The 16,719-nt window shown below is 41.7% G+C and carries 16 protein-coding genes; 7 read left to right on the top strand and 9 right to left on the bottom strand.

What is annotated here, in order from left to right:
- Positions 1–59 precede the first annotated feature (59 nt).
- Together A11Q_RS10900 and A11Q_RS10895 are read right to left on the bottom strand one after the other, a co-directional pair.
- A complete protein-coding gene (locus A11Q_RS10900) occupies positions 60–1,862 on the bottom strand; it encodes a histidine kinase dimerization/phospho-acceptor domain-containing protein (protein ID WP_015470870.1) in 1,803 nt (600 codons plus the stop codon).
- Entirely contained in the window at positions 1,850–2,524 is a 675-nt protein-coding gene (locus A11Q_RS10895) for an HAD family hydrolase (RefSeq protein WP_015470869.1), read from the bottom strand. The genes A11Q_RS10900 and A11Q_RS10895 overlap by 13 nt, the downstream gene beginning before the upstream one ends.
- Positions 2,525–2,613: 89 nt before the next feature.
- Between A11Q_RS10895 and glmU the strand changes: the two genes are divergently transcribed.
- Positions 2,614–3,990, top strand: coding sequence for a bifunctional UDP-N-acetylglucosamine diphosphorylase/glucosamine-1-phosphate N-acetyltransferase GlmU (gene glmU / locus A11Q_RS10890; RefSeq protein ID WP_015470868.1), 1,377 nt, complete (start codon positions 2,614–2,616; stop codon positions 3,988–3,990).
- Between the two features lie 3 nt (positions 3,991–3,993).
- Positions 3,994–5,838 carry a glutamine--fructose-6-phosphate transaminase (isomerizing) gene (glmS, locus tag A11Q_RS10885; RefSeq protein WP_015470867.1) on the top strand — a complete coding sequence of 615 codons (1,845 nt, stop codon included), beginning with the start codon at positions 3,994–3,996 and terminating at the stop codon, positions 5,836–5,838.
- Positions 5,839–5,867: 29 nt separating this feature from the next.
- Here glmS and A11Q_RS10880 read toward each other — a convergent pair whose 3' ends face one another.
- Positions 5,868–6,572: a transglycosylase SLT domain-containing protein gene (locus A11Q_RS10880; RefSeq protein ID WP_158320374.1), complete on the bottom strand. Its 705-nt coding sequence runs from the start codon at positions 6,570–6,572 to the stop codon at positions 5,868–5,870.
- A 207-nt stretch (positions 6,573–6,779) separates the two neighbouring features.
- Here A11Q_RS10880 and A11Q_RS10875 point away from each other — a divergent pair, with 207 nt between their 5' ends.
- A complete protein-coding gene (locus tag A11Q_RS10875; RefSeq protein ID WP_015470865.1) occupies positions 6,780–7,370 on the top strand; it encodes a thymidine kinase in 591 nt (196 codons plus the stop codon).
- Between the two features lie 15 nt (positions 7,371–7,385).
- Here A11Q_RS10875 and A11Q_RS10870 read toward each other — a convergent pair whose 3' ends face one another.
- Positions 7,386–8,078 (bottom strand): PilZ domain-containing protein, encoded by a 693-nt coding sequence (locus tag A11Q_RS10870; protein ID WP_015470864.1) that lies wholly within the window; start codon positions 8,076–8,078, stop codon positions 7,386–7,388.
- Positions 8,079–8,094: 16 nt separating this feature from the next.
- Positions 8,095–9,417, bottom strand: coding sequence for a methylenetetrahydrofolate--tRNA-(uracil(54)-C(5))-methyltransferase (FADH(2)-oxidizing) TrmFO (gene trmFO, locus A11Q_RS10865; RefSeq protein ID WP_015470863.1), 1,323 nt, complete (start codon positions 9,415–9,417; stop codon positions 8,095–8,097).
- 42 nt (positions 9,418–9,459) lie between these two features.
- Here trmFO and A11Q_RS10860 point away from each other — a divergent pair, with 42 nt between their 5' ends.
- Complete coding sequence (locus A11Q_RS10860) at positions 9,460–9,855, top strand: DciA family protein (RefSeq protein ID WP_148284992.1); 396 nt, start codon at positions 9,460–9,462, stop codon at positions 9,853–9,855.
- A 20-nt stretch (positions 9,856–9,875) separates the two neighbouring features.
- Here the strand turns inward: A11Q_RS10860 and A11Q_RS10855 are convergent, their stop codons facing one another.
- The 4 genes from A11Q_RS10855 to A11Q_RS10840 are packed head-to-tail and all read right to left on the bottom strand — an operon-like array spanning position 9,876 to position 12,644.
- The gene (locus A11Q_RS10855) at positions 9,876–10,640 is read right to left on the bottom strand and encodes an MlaD family protein (RefSeq protein ID WP_015470861.1); all 765 of its coding nucleotides are present in this window, start codon (positions 10,638–10,640) and stop codon (positions 9,876–9,878) included.
- On the bottom strand, positions 10,637–11,368 hold the full coding sequence (locus tag A11Q_RS10850) for an ABC transporter ATP-binding protein (RefSeq protein ID WP_015470860.1): 732 nt from the start codon (positions 11,366–11,368) through the stop codon (positions 10,637–10,639). Before A11Q_RS10850 ends, A11Q_RS10855 begins: the two co-directional genes overlap by 4 nt.
- On the bottom strand, positions 11,359–12,150 hold the full coding sequence (locus A11Q_RS10845) for an MlaE family ABC transporter permease (RefSeq protein WP_015470859.1): 792 nt from the start codon (positions 12,148–12,150) through the stop codon (positions 11,359–11,361). The genes A11Q_RS10850 and A11Q_RS10845 overlap by 10 nt, the downstream gene beginning before the upstream one ends.
- The gene (locus A11Q_RS10840; protein WP_015470858.1) at positions 12,147–12,644 is read right to left on the bottom strand and encodes a hypothetical protein; all 498 of its coding nucleotides are present in this window, start codon (positions 12,642–12,644) and stop codon (positions 12,147–12,149) included. Before A11Q_RS10840 ends, A11Q_RS10845 begins: the two co-directional genes overlap by 4 nt.
- A 193-nt stretch (positions 12,645–12,837) precedes the next feature.
- Here A11Q_RS10840 and A11Q_RS10835 point away from each other — a divergent pair, with 193 nt between their 5' ends.
- From A11Q_RS10835 to flgB, 3 genes are read left to right on the top strand one after another with little or no spacing between them, the layout of a single operon-like run.
- Positions 12,838–15,585, top strand: coding sequence for a tetratricopeptide repeat protein (locus tag A11Q_RS10835; protein ID WP_015470857.1), 2,748 nt, complete (start codon positions 12,838–12,840; stop codon positions 15,583–15,585).
- A complete protein-coding gene (locus A11Q_RS10830) occupies positions 15,585–16,307 on the top strand; it encodes an AAA-type ATPase lid domain-containing protein (RefSeq protein ID WP_015470856.1) in 723 nt (240 codons plus the stop codon). Before A11Q_RS10835 ends, A11Q_RS10830 begins: the two co-directional genes overlap by 1 nt.
- A complete protein-coding gene (flgB, locus tag A11Q_RS10825; protein WP_015470855.1) occupies positions 16,304–16,711 on the top strand; it encodes a flagellar basal body rod protein FlgB in 408 nt (135 codons plus the stop codon). The genes A11Q_RS10830 and flgB overlap by 4 nt, the downstream gene beginning before the upstream one ends.
- Positions 16,712–16,719 lie beyond the last annotated feature (8 nt).

Genomic DNA, 16,719 nt, shown 5'->3' with positions numbered 1-16,719 from the left:
AATCTGCATAGTTCAGACGATTTCAGGACCTTAGATGGTTAATTAAATAAATGAATTATTTAGCGGGGAATTTTGATTAAAAGTTGAATCCATTGAGCTTGCGGTTCCGAGATAACAAGTTGAAATCCTTGATCTAAAATACTCTTTTCTAAAGTGATCAGACTCAGATCATTAGTATTCAGTTTTAAATCGTGTGGGCCCAAATTAGCGGCAAGACTTAAATAAGAACTGATTTGGTCTTGGGAAATTTTAACCTCGACTAGGCCGTTGAAGCTGGGTTTGCTTTGACGTCTGAACTTAAGTTTGTACAGAAAGAATTGAAAAGCTAAGTGGATGATGTTTCTAAAATGCAACACGGAAACCGCGTGTGGTACTGGTGTTGCGGGTTCTTGGAAAGAAACCATCAGATGTTCTTTCTTTAACTGCATCTGTAAAAGATCAAGGTTTTTGCGAAAGACTTCGGCTAAATTTACTGTCTCTAATTTAATAGGATCATCTTTGCGTGAAAAGAACAGAAGATCTTCGATATGTTTTTTCATGCGGTTGGCTGCATCCATCAAAAACTGTAAGTCACTTTGAAAAGGATGATCTGCAGGTAATTCCATTTTCATAATCTGTAGATACGAAATAATTCCACCGAGCGGATTATTTAACTCGTGGGCGATAGAGCTTGAAATAAGGCCTAACTCAGAAAGACGTGCGGTCTGCTGGAACTTACTTTCCAGCGCTTTTTGTTCCGAGATATCTTCGTACATGTGAATCCAATAGTTTCGTTCACTGTCTAACAAATTGTTGAATTTACTGGATTGTACCGCGTAAGTGCGCACATCGTGCTGCACTTCAAAGCGCGAACCTAACTGGCAACCGGCACATGGTTTATTGCGTCCAAATAACAACTGGTAACATTTATCCGAATCTGTACTGGCTTTCTTTTCCGCCGCCAGATTGGCTTGTGAAACAGTGTAATCGCTATTGATAATAATAATAGGGTAAGGTGACGAGTGAAAGGCTAAGTCAAACAGACGCTCGTTCTGCTGCAGCGACAGTAAATTGTTGTAGCGATTCAAATTGATCTCAAGAGCTTCGGCGAGTTTGTCGAAATAGTTCAAATCTTGTTTTTTAAAAGCCCGTCGGTCTTTTTTATAAAAATACAAAGTATAAGAGTCTTCGCCAATGGTCAGTTGGTTGTTATAGCAATGGGATTCTTGCGATTTATCTAAATCTATTTCGAAGGCCGCCACTTGTTCTTCCGGCACAATCTTAAGCCAAGACACCATATCGAAACCAATTAACAGTTTATTCAAGGCGACTTCAGCTTCCTGTAGGCTTTTGACCTCTGTCGTTGCGAATAGTGATTTTCGTAGTACTTCTACACGCGTGGTGATTTCTGAAATTTGTCGGCGACTTTCTTGAAGATTTTTTGACTCTTCTTTTAGTTTTCGCTGCAATTCGTTTTTAATAATTTCGTATTGTTGATTCAGTTCGCTTGATAAATTCAGATAGACTTCTTCTTGTTCTTTCTGTGAGATATCTTGCCAAATTTGATGAAGAATAGAGGGCTGCAAATCTTCAATATAAAGGTACTGATCACTTTTGGCCTGACTCAGGACACGCGCAGGAAGCGAGCTGCCTTTTTCTAGAAGCAATAGCGTCTTTTTAAATTCGCGATTCTTCTTATTGGATAAAGCGCTGAGTTGATCAGCAGCTAACTCTAATCGGCTGTCATAAACTAAAATATGTACGTCAAATGTGTGTGAAGTTAGATCTTCTGCAGAAAGAACCACGGGGTCATGCTCGGCCAAATTCAGAATCAAATTTTGATCTGCTGACAGAATAGCGAGCTGTGATTTTATAATTGGCATGTCGGGATCAACTCAGAATGATGATGGATGTGGTAGTGAGGAGGTCTTGGAAGCTGCTCAACAGTTCCGCGACTTTCGCCAAACTCAAAATAGCACGCGATGGCTCCAACTTGTAATGCATCCGAAATTTCTGAAAGAATAGAGTTGCCTACACATAGAAGCGACTCTGGTGGAATAGAGAGATTCTGAACAATATCTAAAAAAACATCTTTTTTGCGTTTTTTAGAAATACTGTCGACGATATAAATTTTTTGAAAATCAGACTGGATGCCCAAAGCCTGAGCTTTCTGTAATTGCGCCTTTTCTGTGCCCGCCGTAACCAAGAATAGAGGGTACTTTCCCTTGAGGTAATCTAGGTTTTGTCTGGCCCCTTCCATCAAAGGCAGCTTTTGCGGAATTTCAGGATGATAGAAAAGGCGGATGGTTTCAGGTAGATGAGCTAGCGTCTGTTCTGTGCCATGCTCGGTGGCTAACTTTTCGAAAACATCGCGATGGGACATGCTTTGAATCAGCTGTAGGCGCATTTCTTCGCACTGGTCTACCGAAAGGTTGAGTCCATTCTTAATCAAGTGATTGAATGCATCCAGTGTGGCCTTTGGGGCTAAAAGGCCCGAGGTGTCCAAAAGGGTGTCATCAAGATCAAGAGCGATAGCTTTTATCATGTTTTTAGTGTGCCGCTAAAGTCACAATTTGACCAGACTTAAAAAGAAAACAACTGACGAAAAACCTCTAGTTTGATTACTATCAGAGCATGGAATTTACAGCTATTATACTTGCAGGCGGGCAAGGCACCCGTATGAAGAGTCCTTTGCCAAAAGTTTTACATCCAGTTGCTGGTCAGCCGATGATTGCCCGTGTGATCGGTACTTGTCGTCAAGCAGGGATCACACAAGTGCGTGTTGTTGTGGGGCACGGACAGAGTTTGGTTAAAACTGTTTTAGAACCTCTGAATGTTTCAACACATGTCCAAGAGCAACAATTGGGAACAGCAAATGCTGTGCAATCTGCAAATCTGGAATCATTAGAAACAGACGTCATCATTATGAATGGTGATCACCCTTTGATTACAGATCAGGATTTGAAAAATTTTATTTCTGATTTCAAAGAACAACAATTGGACTTAGCTGTTATCACTGTCGAGCTAGACAATCCTGCAGAGTTTGGACGTATCGTTAGAAAGCACGATCAGTTGGTTTCTATTGTGGAAGCGAAAGACGCCTCTATGGAAACTCTGAAAATTCGTGAAGTGAATACGGGTATCTATTTAGCAAAAGCTTCAGTTCTGAAAAAATATATTCCATTGATTAAAAATAACAATTCGAAGAAAGAATTCTACCTAACTGACTTGATCGACCTAGCACTGACGGATCGCCTAAAAGTACAAGCGCTATTAAGCAAAAATACTGATGTGGCTCATGGTGTGAACAATCAAGCGGAGCTAGCAGAGGCTACAAAAAAAGTTTTCCAAAGTAAGACTAAAAAATTGATGGAAAACGGAGTGATCTTTATTGATCCGCAAGCGACTCATGTTGAAGAAGGTGTGATCATCGGCGCTGGTAGTGTGATCTACCCCGGTGCTTTTATTCGTGGAAAAACAGCTATCGGCGCCTTTACTGTGATTGAACCAAATTGTTTTATTTCAGATTCAATCATTGGCGACAGTGTTCACATGAAAGCGGGCAGTTACATTGAACAAGTCATCATCAAGAACAAAGCAAGTGTTGGTCCTTACGCACGCTTACGTCCTGAAACCACTATTGGTGAATCAGCTCATGTGGGTAACTTTGTTGAAATGAAAAAAGTAAATTTCGGCAATAAGTCTAAAGCAGGGCATTTAACTTACTTAGGTGATGCTGAGATTGGCGAAGATGTAAACATCGGCTGTGGCACAATCACCTGCAACTACGCAGCTGATAAAAAGAAATATAAAACAGTTATCGGTGATCGTGTGTTTGTGGGAAGTGATACTCAGTTGGTCGCACCTGTAACAGTTGAAAGTGATTCGTTAATTGCGTCGGGTACGACAGTTACGAAAAATGTTCCGGCGGGAGCACTGGCTCTGTCTAGATCTCCGCAAGTGAACAAAGAAGGTTACGCTAAAAAATTTCAAAAAAAATCGGAGTCTTAATTTATGTGTGGAATCGTAGGTTACTTAGGGCCGCAAGATCCTAAAAATATTATTGTTGAAGGTCTAAAAAAATTAGAATATCGCGGTTACGACAGCGCGGGAGTAGCTATCTTGAATGATGGCAAAACAAAACGAGTTCGCGCCGAAGGTAAATTAAAAAATCTAGAAGAAAAACTAGCTGGCGAAAAATTCAATGGACATCTAGGTATTGGACACACACGTTGGGCGACTCATGGTGCGGCGGTGGAAAGAAATGCGCATCCTCACCAAGTGGGTGAAATCAGTATTGTCCATAATGGTATCATCGAAAACTACCTTGAGATCAAACAAGAGCTTTTATCACGTGGTGCTGACATCAGCTCCGATACAGATTCTGAATTAGTGGCTCACTTGATCAATGAAGAAATTAAAAAAACACAAAACCTTTTGCAAGCGGTACAGACAACCTTGTCAAAATTGATCGGTGCGTTCTCGGTTGTGGTGATGTGGGAAAAATCTCCGGATGAGTTAGTAGCTTTTAAAGATGGTCCACCATTAATCGTGGGACTTAATGCTGATAAAAATGAATACTTTGTTGTCAGTGACGTGCAAGCGGCTCTTCAGCACACGAAAGACTATGTCTATCTTGAAGATCGCGAAGTGGTTCATATCCAAAATAAAGATGTGAAGTACTATTCTGCCTTAGGAGCTCCGCTAAAAAAACAAGTGGTCACATTGGATTGGAACCCTGAACAGATCGAGAAGATGGGTTTCAAACACTTCATGTTAAAAGAAATCTACGAGCAGCCGCGTGCAGTGGCGATGGCGATTCAGCCACACATAGATACTGATAAACATGAAGTAAACTTAAAGAACTTGGGTTTCGATAAGCCAGTAGATGAAGTTTTTAAATCTATCGAGCGTATTATTTTCGTGGCATGTGGTACCAGTTTCTATGCCGGAAATGTGGCTCAGTACTTGATCGAACAAGTGAGTGGTATTCCTGTACAAGTGGATATTGCCAGTGAGTTCCGCTACCGTAAGCCGATTATCCCTAAAAATACTTTAGTGATCACGATTTCACAAAGTGGTGAAACAGCTGATACCTTAGCCGCTATTCGTATGGCGAAAGAAAAAGGCGCGCTGACTTTAAGTATTACAAATGTTCAGCGCTCTTCAATTGACCGCGAGGCGCACGGGCATCTTTACATGAACTCAGGTGTGGAAGTCGGTGTGGCGAGTACGAAAGCGTTTACTAGCACCTTGGCTTTAGCCAACTTATTAGCTTTGCAAATTGCAAAAGCTCGCGGAACTTTAAGCCGCGCTCAAGAGCAAGAGTATGTGAAAAGTCTTTTAGCCATTCCAAGTCAGATCGAAGTGGTTTTGGCCTTCGATAAGTATTTCTCTGAGGCTTCTAAGAAGTTACAGGATTTCAAAGGGTTCTTATATCTTGGCCGTGGTGTTAGCTATCCGATTGCCCTTGAGGGCGCTTTAAAACTGAAAGAATTAGCCTATATGCACGCAGAAGGTTATGCCGCAGGGGAAATGAAGCATGGGCCTTTAGCGTTGATTGATGCCCGTATGGCGATTGTTGTGGTGGCGCCAACAGATGAGTTGATTGAAAAGACGATCAGTAATTTACAGGAAGCTAAGGCTCGCGGCGGAAAGATTATCTCAATCGGTACAGATGAAAATCCATCGTTGAAATCTATGAGTGAGTACTATCTTTCGATTCCGGCAACAAGCTGGATGACAAGTCCACTTCTATCAGTGGTGCCATTGCAGCTAATGGCATATCACTTAGCCGACAGTTTAGGTTATGACGTGGATCAACCACGTAACTTGGCGAAGTCAGTAACAGTTGAGTAGTTATTTTATTAGAAGTTGCCGGTTTGTGATTACAGGCCGGCGATAGTTGTTTCCACACTGAATGTGGTGTTCAGAATTTTATAATATCTAAAAACATTATCGACAAAATCGACAGTCTCATTTCCACGGGCCATGCCGTAGCGTAGATCTAAGGCGTAAGTTTCGTCTTCTAGGAAAGGTAAAACTTCTTTTAGATCATTCCATTGGTAAGGATTCTTTTTAAGCTTGGCTGCTAGGCGGTGGGCGTCTCGTAAATGTCCCCAGCCGATATTGTAAGCGGCTAGAGCCTGTGTCCAGCGCTGGTGTGGTTTTAGCTTCTTAGAGGTCTTCCCATAGAGGTATTGAAGATAATAGGCACCACCACGGATGCTTTCATAAGGGTCTTCACGGTCCGATATACCAACGTGGAGGGCTGTTTGTAGGGTTAACTGCATCAGGCCTTTAACGCCCGTATAGCTGACGGCTTTTTCATCCCACTTCGACTCTTGGTAAGCCACTGCGGCTAACAGAGTCCACGGCACGTTATATTTTTGAGAGTACTTTTTAAAGATCTTTTTATAACTAGGCAGACGATCCAAGGTGTGATCTTGGAACTTCCTAAATTCATAGGCATTCATATGCCCATCCCGAACAAATACAGGACGAAACATAGACTCTGAAGTCTTTTCCGGCGTGCCAGAAACTGAAGATGATAAAAGTGCTAAAAAAAGCACCAGTGCTGTCTTTTTCCTCATGGCTGGAGTTTCTGTAGTATAGGCTTTTGTCTGGGTCATTAAAAAAGGGACGGCTTTTTTTTGTACTCGAATATAGCGGCTATCGAAGTGTAAAATTCTGCGTAGCGTGAAATTTTTTTCAAGACAAAGGTCCAAAATCTGAACATCATTTAGTAGTGCCATTTTGGTTAAGAGTGGCGCGCAGACTGCATTTCGGAGGGGGAATAGATGAGCGGTTGGATCGAAGTTGTAGCGGGTTCTATGTACAGTGGAAAAACAGAAGAGCTGATCAGACGTGTGCGTCGCGCTCAATACGCTAAATTAAAAGTACAAGTTTTTAAACCTATTATCGATCAGCGCTATCACCAAACGAATGTGACATCTCATAATCAAAACCAAGTGGAAGCCACTCCTTTGGCGAATATCCATGATGTTTGGGATCATTTGGCAGATGACACGAAAGTTGTCGCTTTTGACGAAGGACAATTCTTCACAATGGAGCTTGTACCTGTTTGCCGTGACTTAGCGGCGCGTGGAGTGCGTGTGATCATCTCGGGATTGGATATGGACTGGAAAGGTCAACCCTTTGAGCCCATTCCAACATTGATGGCGATTGCAGAAGATGTGACAAAACATCGTGCGATTTGCACTAAGTGTGGTGAGCTAGCCACCTACACACAAAAAATTGGTGGTTCTGCAGACTCACAAATTGAAGTGGGATCACAACAGTTCTATGAAGCCCGTTGCCGTCTTCACTTCAGACCTGTGGTCGAAGCGTTAGATGAGTCATCTCGCGCTGAAATGACTTTGACTATCTAATTGATTTACTTGGTTTTACTTGGTGGTTGCGTGATAGATGCGGATATCTTCGATGATATCCGCCACACGCTGACTGTTCACATCAGAAATCTGTGCAAATTCAATTCCTAAAAGAGGATTCGCATTGGGGCGAACTAATACAAATCTCACGATGGCCGAGGTGCTCACTTCGCCGCGTTTATAGATTTGGAATTTGATATGAATAATGTCATCGCGTTTGTAAGAGCAAACGCCTTCAAGCATCTCAAAGCGGATACCTGATAACGAGATATCATGCACTAGGCATTTAAAAGAGGTGCCCTTGATTTGTAAGTTCACAATCGAAGCGGTCTGATTCCATTTTTTAGGAATCATAAAGCGAGGCTCTTTACGTCTTTTAAGCTGAATCACTTTCGACGACATATCGAAATAGTAGCGATTCAGGTGTGACTTCAATGCGGTCTTAACAAAGTAAACTTCGGTTCCGATGTTGAACTTAAATGAAATCTCGCGATTTTCAGGCAGTTGAATTTTTGAAGTTTCCGCATCCAAAATAGCGCGCTTATCGAGGAAGTTAGCAATGCTGACTTTTTGCGGAGTGGGAAACTCATCAATCTTGAAGACAAAAGGGGATTGCTGGCTGTGAGCTTCTCGTAAAGCCGCCAGAGATTCTGATTCCCCAAGCTCATTTAAAAATTCGCTAATTCCACCTGATGCATTCGATGACATATCTCAGATATTATAATCAGTTAGACCAAGACCGCAAAGCTTCTTGTGCTAAACGAACTTGTTGCGTCTTTTTTTCTTTTTTGTCTTTAATCGAGTCAGCTAACGGGGGCAGCAGTCCAAAGTTGATATTGGTCGGCTGAAAGTTTTTTTCTCGAAATGGATCAGTTATGGCTTCTAACAGCGATCCCATAGCACTGGTGCGCGGTGGCGGACTGAAGCTTTGGTCCTGTAACTTTTGACGCAGGAAGCGAGCCACTAACAGACCGATACAAGTGGATTCAAAATAACCTTCGACGCCAGTGATTTGACCTGCAAAAAACAACCAAGGGTCATTCTTACTCGAAAGATCACGATTCAATCGCTTCGGGGAATTAATATACATATTGCGATGGATGCTACCGAGTTTTAGGAACTCCGCATTTTCAAGACCTGGAATCATACGGAAGATACGTGTTTGTTCGCCGTAAGCCATTCGGGTTTGAAATCCCACGATGTTATAGGCGGTGCCCTCTTTATTGTCCTGACGTAATTGAACAGCGGCAAATGGATAGCGTCCTGTCTTTGGATTAGTAAGTCCCACAGGCTTCATGGGACCGAAGCGTAGGGTTTGATCTCCGCGATCAATCATGGCCTCGATGGGCATACAGCCTTCAAAGAACTCGGTGCTTTCGAAATGCTTCGGTTCAATTTTTCGCGCCGCTTTGATTTCGTTAATGAAATTGAAGTACTGTTCTTTATCAAGGGGACAATTGTAGTAATCAGGAGTCCCTTTATCGTAACGATCGGCCTTCCACGCAATATCTGTGTTGATCGAGTCTGCATCAATGATTGGGGCAATGGCATCGAAGAAGTAAAGAAACTCATCCCCGAAGTGTTGTTGTAAACTGGCAGCTAAGCCCTCGTCAGTTAATGGACCGGTGGCAATAACAGCAGGGCGCGGAATTTGATCTAGCGAAGTTACGACATCTCGTTTGACTGTAATTTTAGGATGACTATTGACGAGCTCTGTAACTTTTGCGGCAAAGCGTTCGCGGTCAATTCCCAGAGCTTGCCCTGCGGGAACGGCGAATTCTTTAGCTGCCTTTAAGATGAATGATCCGAGGTGTTCTGCTTCCCACTTCAACTGACCTGGTGCTGAAACTTCAGAAAGGCTACCGAACGAGTTCGAGCAGACGAGCTCAGCAAAATGATCTGTCTTATGGGCCGGTGTATTTTTTACTCCGCGCATTTCATAAAGAACCACGTCAAAGCCAAACTGAGCTAACTGTAAAGCACATTCGCTGCCAGCCAGGCCGGCTCCAACCACTGTAATGTTTTTAGACGTAGATTCAGATATCATCGGGTTATCAGTAGACTTTATTAATGAAAAAAGCAAGGCTTTGTGGTACTTGTAGGTATGTCTTCCGAACAGGATTTTAAATCTAAATTCAATACCAGCGCTGAAGTGCTACACAAGCTCTTAGAGGATAAAGCTGGGCCTGTTTCGGATCAATACTTGCGCTGGAAGTTGTGGCTAAGCTGGAAGGATGTGGTGGGTCCCACTGTATCTGAACATGCAGAGCCGATTTCGTATCACCAAGGTGTCCTGTGGCTGTGGGTGCGTAACTCCGTATGGATGCAGCAGATGAGCTTCATGCTAGAGCCAATTAAACACTCGGTAAATCAGAAGTTTCGTGCGGGTTTTGTTAAAGAAGTGCGATTGACTTTGGATCGTAAAATGACGCCATCAACGAATGACGAAAAGTTCAAAACCAATCTGAAAAAATTTATTAAGTAATATATTAAGTAATAATAAAACTACTCTTCAACGGATGATTTTAAGATGCTGCGGACTTGCTGACTTTTTTGTCCAGCTCCTAGAATGCTCTTAATTCTTTCGTGTACAGAATTGTCATTGATCAAGGCGCCTAAAGTGCCTTCACCACGATCGACTTTATCTAAGATTTTTTCTAGTTTAGCAGCCGAGCGATCTAGACTTCCAGATTTAACAGTTTTGTTCAGTTGCTCTGTCAATTGCACAAGATTAGCAGACGCCTTTTCTAAGTTATTTGTAACGTGACCGACCTTGTTGTTTTCAGCAAGTGCGTGAGTGATTGTCTTTAAGTCTTTGAGGATATCAAAGATATGTTCACTTTCATTTCCACGTTTTGAGATCACCGACAAAATATCATTGCCGTAGTCGGCAACAAGTTCTGAGTCATTGGTTACGAACTCTTCACTACTTCCCGGTGTAACGTACAGATATTTATCTCCTAAAGCTCCTTGCGTTCTGATTTCTACACGGCTGTCTGTGCGTAATTTGCTACGGAAAGAACTGTCAATAACAGAGGTGACACGCACCAAATTGCGATTTTCATCAAAAGCAATATTTTCTACGTTGCCAATTTTTACTCCGGCTAAAGAAACAACAGCTCCTTTATTGAGGCCTTGAACAGAGTCAAAATAGCTTTGTACTTCAATAACTTCTTGAAAAAGTGAACTGTTAGAACCGATTGTGAAAACGGTTACCAGTAAAATCATGATACCAGCAAATAGAAAGGCTCCGACTTTGATTTGTGTCATAAGATATTTCCTTCGATGAATTGATGAATCAAACTGTCAGTTCGGTTTTTTAACTGATCAATTGTACCTTGCTCTTTAATCACTTTATCTTTCAAGAAAGCGAACTTGTCACAGACAGCCAACGCCGTTGGCATATCGTGAGTTACAAGGATGGATGTTACACCTTTAGTTTTTAAATTCAGGATAAGCTCCTGAATGCGTTTTGTATTGTAAGGATCTAAGCCAGCTGTGGGTTCATCATACAGAAGAACTTCTGGCTCTAGCATCATAGCGCGCGCTAACCCTACGCGCTTTTGCATTCCACCTGAAAGCTCATTGGGATACAGGGATTCTGTTCCCGCAAGACCGAAATCAGCCAACTGATTGGCAATGCGCTGTTTGATTTCCTCTTTGGACATTTTCGTGTGTTCAGCTAGAGGATAAGAAAGATTTTGAAAAACGGTCATTGAATCGAATAGGGCGCCGCCTTGAAAAGCATAGGCGACTTTTTTACGTAGTCGAAGCCACTGCGACTCATTGAATTTTGTGATTTCTTCTCCGTTGATGGCGATACTACCTGAGTTAGGTATTTCAAGTCCGATCAAACTGCGTAGTAAAACAGATTTCCCAGTTCCAGAGCCGCCGACAAGGCCAAGGCATTCACCTTTTCGGACGTAAAAACTCACGCCGTCATGGACGACTTTGGGACCAAAGGATTTACGAAAGTCTTTTACTTCAATTACAGCCATTTTTCTAATATCCAGAATAGTTTAGCTAAGAAGAAGTCACCCAATAAGATCAATAAAGAAGAGGTCACCACGGCTTTACGAGTCGCCATTCCTACTTCTTGAGTACCATTCTTCACATTGAGTCCGAAATAACAGGAAGGAACCGCGATAAATAAAGCAAAGAAGAATGTCTTTCCGAAACCAGAAAGGTAGTCACGAATATTGGCTGTATCTAAGATACGACGATAATAAAACTGAGGATCTAATCCTAATTCAGAGACACCGATCAGCCATCCACCGGCATTACCGATAACATTGGCCATAGCCGCTAAAAGCGGAAGAATAATTAAGCAGGCTAAGATACGGGGAAGGACAATCTTTTTTATCGGTGAGGTCCCTAAGGCGCGAATAGCATCAATTTGTTGTGTGACCACCATAGATCCAATTTCACTGGCCATACCGGCTCCCACGCGGGCTGCTAGCATCAGGCTGGTGAACATCGGACCAATTTCGCGAAAAATAGTCGAAGCCACAAGGCGGGGAACATAGGGTTTGCCACCAAACTTTTCCAGACCGAAACCAAACTGCAAAGCCATCACCATCCCAATAGTCCCTGAAGTCACTAATATAAGAGGAAATGAGCGGACACCGATTTGATAAATTTGTTCAACTAAGAGATTGCCATAGAAAGGGCGCTTAAACCCTTCACGTATACAATCGCGCATTAAAAGAGTGATTCCGCCTAAGAAATAAAGCTGCTCTTCGATCCAGTCTTTAAGGGGCAAGGCGGTCTGTCTGATCATTTAAAACTCAAATTATTTAAAAACTGCTCGAAAGAGGCACGATCGGCTTCAAGAGTTCCTTTTTTTCCAGATAAAGAACTGACGTAACCACAAGATTTTTTTCTGAATGATACAGATCGAACTTCGATTGGATAGCCATCTAATTGTGCGTTCACTACTTTTAATAAAGAGGGGCGATCTTGGATCGTGATATTTTCTTCAGAGATGATTTGAGGGCTTTCTAAGCTGCTTTCAATAAGTTGATGTAATGACGAAAGTGTTGCCGGAGAGTTTTCATTACAGTCAGATACGATAGAAATAACATTGCCTGATTGACTGCTTTTCCAAGAAGGAAAAACAGAGGTGCGTGTTCTTGTAAAAGGAGACGACGGATCTTTTAAAGTGATCTCAGAACTAAAAGTCGGCGGCTTGTCCTTTAATATAGAAGAAACACAAGACACAAATAGAAATGGCATGAACACAATAAGAATGGTGGCAACAAGTTGTTTTTGCATGATGTTTTTTAAGTATGTCGGGACTTATTAACTCAGTCGAGTCTAGTTCAAATTAAACTGAGGACACTGGACTCGACTGTCATTGATTTGGCTGGACGAGCCAAAAAAGTTGGATTTTTTTTCCTAGCCTAAAAAATAAAGGCATCTGAGCCTCGATATTTTCTGGCACTTGAAATGCTTTTTGAATACTCCGATGAAAAAGATCTTTTTTTTAGCAGTCTGTTTTTTATTGGTTGATGTCTCTGAGTCTAGTGCTTCTAACGTAAAAGGAGCCGTTAACTTTGAAGGTGAAACTTTAAGCTTTGAGCTTTCTGGTCAGCAAAGTTGGGACTATGATTTAAAACGTGTAAAATCTAAGGGACAAACTAAAGTCCAGCTAGAGGTCAAAAGTGCCGACCAGCAAGCCTTAGAGCAGATTCGTAACGTCAAAAATCCATTTGTTGAATCTATACAGATTGCGGAAAGCCCAGATAAGAAAAAATGGCTTGTTGAATTCATCTTAAAAAATGACCGCGTTGAAACTTTTGATTACTTAACAGATCAACCCTCTAAGTTAATAGTAGATTTCTATAAGTCAGAGGCTCCGATAGCAGCTCAGGAAGAAAAACCAAAGGCCACAGCGAAGACGGCAGCAACGACTAAGTCAGAAGCTACAGACAAAGCCGCAGATCGCCGCCCTGCTGACGTTGATATTTTAAGAATTGATGATCCAGCAGGAATCGAGACCTCTGTTTTAGCCAAAGCGGGATTATACGATGCGGGTGATGCGAAGTTTGCCCGTTTTGCGATGAAAGAATCGGAATATAATGAAGATGCGATTATCAAAAGTCGCAGCAACTACTATTTAAAGTTTCCAATTTTAGAGTCTGAATTTTCTTTTTGGAAGAAAATGAAAGAAAATCCACCGGTTTACGAAGTTCAGCCAGAAAAAACAGAAGAAAATAAACAGGCTAGGCTTCTGCGCACATTATTTAATAGAAAAAAATACTTAGTATTTTTACAGACAGCAGACTGGTTTGCTCAAAAATATCCACAATCGCGCTATCACGAAATGGTGGCCTTTATGAAAGGTGATGCCTTTGTCGAGTTGTGGAAAGAAGAACAAAATGATGCTTTTTACGAGCAAGCGCAAAATGCATATCGTGAAGCGCTAACACAGTATCCAGAGTCTCAATTGAGTGAGCGCACGTCGTTATTAACGGGAATGTTAGCTATTGATAAAGCTGATTATATGTCAGCGATTAGACGATTGAATTTGCATATCGAAAATAAAAAATATGCGAATAAAATTTCTAAATTGTACGCTCAGTTGGGGTTGTCTTATGGCTATTCTAGAATTAATAAGCTGCCAGATGCCTTAGCGGTACTGAACGAAGTTGAAAAAAACACAAAAGATAAATTAGTTTTAGCTGAAGTCGCTGTTAGACGCGGTGACTTTAACTTCTTTGGTAAGAAGTTTGATGAGGCCACAGGTGCTTACGATCAAGCGATCAAAAAGCATCCGCTCGTTTCACAGTTATTTCCAAGTGCATATTTTAATAAAATGGAAGCGCAATTTTGGAAGGAAAAGTATCGCGAATCTCATCAGTCAGCTTTGGATTTTGCCCAAAATTTCCCAACACATGATTTTGCTCCGTATGCTTTAACTCGTGTCGGTGAGCTTTTAGACATTATGGGGGCAGAACAGACAAAATCTGTGGGTGCTTATTTAGAAACTCACTTCCGCTATGGTGATAGCCCTAAAACTATCGTAGCAAGATTGCATCTATTAAGTACCAAGATGAAGTCTATGAAGAATGAAGAGCTAGAACCTACATTGAAAAAAATGGATGAGCTAGCTGAAAAAAGTGATTTACCTAATATCGATCAATTTAAAGTGGTTATGGTGGCGGATGGTTTTGCCAGAAGACAGAACTACTTAAAAGCTATTGATATTTTGTCAAAATTCTATCAGCAGAATCCCAACAGACCAGATGTTAAACAAGTTACGAACAGAATTGCTAAAAACATCAGTGATGAAATCAAGCAGTTGGCAGATAACCAACAGTTTCACTCGCTGTTAAAGACATACAGACAATATGCAGATACATGGCTAAAAACTCATAGCCGCATTGATACCGATTATTTCTTAGGTTTAGCGTATGACAGCGCTGGAGCCTACGAAGTGGCTTTAGAAAAGTATCGCAAAGTTTTAGGAAACTTAAATCAAATTTCAGGTAAACCGGAAGAGAAAGTGGCCCGCGTAAATCAATATTTGCCATCTTTTGATAGCCTTTATTTGAAGTTAGCGAATGGAAGCTACAACAATGTAGCCTACCAAGATGCGTATCACTTTTTAGATAAAATTCAGAATCCTTTAAAACTTTCTGAAAGCGAGCAAGTGGAGCGTGTGCAATTAGCATCGCATTTATATGAACAGCGTGGCGACAGTTCTACATCGGCTCGTTATCTGAAGGATTTATCAGGATTATGGCAAGGCAATGCCAGCTTAGCATTACCAGTGAATTTTAAACTGGCTGAAATGCAAGTGGGCAAAAGCGAGTTCAATGAAGCTATTGGTACATATGAAAAGTGTCGTACGGCTTTGTTAGCTGATGAAAATCCTCAGAAATCAGATTTAGTAAAATTGGCGAATGAGTACTCGCAATTGCTGATTTCCCAAGGAAAAAGTGCACAAGCTATTGATATGCTCTCTTCGCTTTTGAAAAAGCACGGGGCGAAATACGGCATGAATCAAGAGCGTTATTTACTCGGTGATTTGCATTTCAAAGCCGGTGAAATCAAAAAGGCTGAAAATGCATGGAGCTTTATCGAAGCGGATAAAGGCGGCGTTTGGAAACAATTAGCTGACGAGAAAATGAAGCAGGCGTCTTGGGATGTGGACTATAAAAAACATCTGAAACGTATTCCTGCAATGTCTCAATTCGGGGAGCAACAATAATGAAATATCAGTACGGCTCATTTGAAATTACAAGCCCAGTGATGCTCAATGTTCTGGAATCATTGCACGCTCAGTTGGACAAATCTTTTTTCATCATCGTTGGTCAAGATGGTTCTGGAAAAACCACGATGATGAATTATATAAACCGCGTAGCGTTTGGTAATGTGCAAGAGAATCTTTTTGATGAAGTGATGCCACCTGCAGGTTTGGATTCAGCTATTGTCGTGACGTCTAAAGAGATGGCCTATGATGTGATGAAGATGTTTGATCGCCAGAAAACGTGCGTGGTCGAGTTACCGAATTTAGAGGACAGAAAAGCTGATATTGTAGGCTTTGCGAACTTCTTCACTGAGGTTTTAGGGCTTATGAACAACAGTACAGCGGTTAAATTAACCGAAAAGGCAGCGGAAAAGCTCTTACAGTACAATTGGCCGGGGAACTTTCATGAGTTGGAGTCAACGCTGGAGAAAGCATTTTTTAACGCACTAAACGGAGTTGAAGCCAAATCGGTCGTTGAGCCAGAACACATCGAGCTGAACTTACAAACCAAAGAGCTGGAATTCACTATTGGACAAAAGCTGGATGAAATCGAACGTAAGTACATCTTGCAGACGCTTTACTTCGTACACCAAAATCGCACGCGCGCCGCTGAGATTTTGGGAATCTCTATCCGGACATTAAGAAATAAAATCAACCAATACAGAGAAGAGGGGTACTTATGAGCAGTAACCTATTTGATAAAACAACGGCCGCTCTAGCAACATCGTTGGCCATGAGGCAGATCCGTCACAATGTGACTGCTGCTAACATCGCCAATGCAGATACGCCGAATTATCACGCTAAAAAGGTCGACTTTGAAGATGCTTTGTCTCGCGCTCTGGACATGGATGGTAATAATTCTTTGACGACTTCTCACATGGATCACTATGCCGTCGGTGGAAAAATGGAAGTGACACCAGGAATTTATGAAAACCCAGATGTGGCGGTCAGCAATGACGGAAACACAGTGGATCGTGATAAAGAAATGGCAGCTTTGGCTGAAAACTCGATTATGTACAAAGCGGCTCTGCAGTTGATTAACAAAAAAATGGCAGCGATGAAATACGCCATCAGCGAAACGAAATAAGGAGTATA

Origin of the sequence: Pseudobdellovibrio exovorus JSS, assembly GCF_000348725.1 — a bacterium.
GTDB classification, from domain to species: domain Bacteria; phylum Bdellovibrionota; class Bdellovibrionia; order Bdellovibrionales; family Bdellovibrionaceae; genus Pseudobdellovibrio; species Pseudobdellovibrio exovorus.
This window is presented reverse-complemented; position numbering and strand designations above follow the sequence as displayed.